Annotated in this window: 1 protein-coding gene; it reads right to left on the minus strand. The window is 50.3% G+C overall.

Annotation, left to right across the window (positions count from 1 at the left end; genetic code table 11):
* The coding region (locus HMPREF0044_RS07640) for a hypothetical protein (protein WP_006547561.1) at positions 1-366 on the minus strand (366 nt) is incomplete at both ends.

Consider the following 366-nt stretch of genomic DNA (forward strand, 5'->3'; position numbering starts at 1 on the left):
ACTGGGGTGGTGGTTGGAGTATAAGTCGTAGTTGCCTTAGACCCATTCAAATCAGTAACCTGCAACGTCACAGCCGGAGCAGTCCCCACAAAAGCAGCAGTAGGAGTAAACACAACCGCCGTCTTCTCAGGATTCAACGTATAAGTACCAACATTAGGAACAACAACCTCAGACACCGGAGAACCAGACGCATCCAACAAAGTCACCGAAGCAGGATCAAGCTCAACAGACTTAACCACACCACTAACCTCTGCAGAACCCTTCACAAAGTTCACAGAAGAACCACTATTCTCCCCATTCAACACAATCGGCGCAGACTGAGCCACACCCTGAGGACCAGAAGTAGCAGCCGGATCACCAACAGGC

The organism is Gleimia coleocanis DSM 15436 (assembly GCF_000159015.1).
In the GTDB taxonomy this organism is placed as follows: Bacteria; Actinomycetota; Actinomycetes; order Actinomycetales; family Actinomycetaceae; genus Gleimia; species Gleimia coleocanis.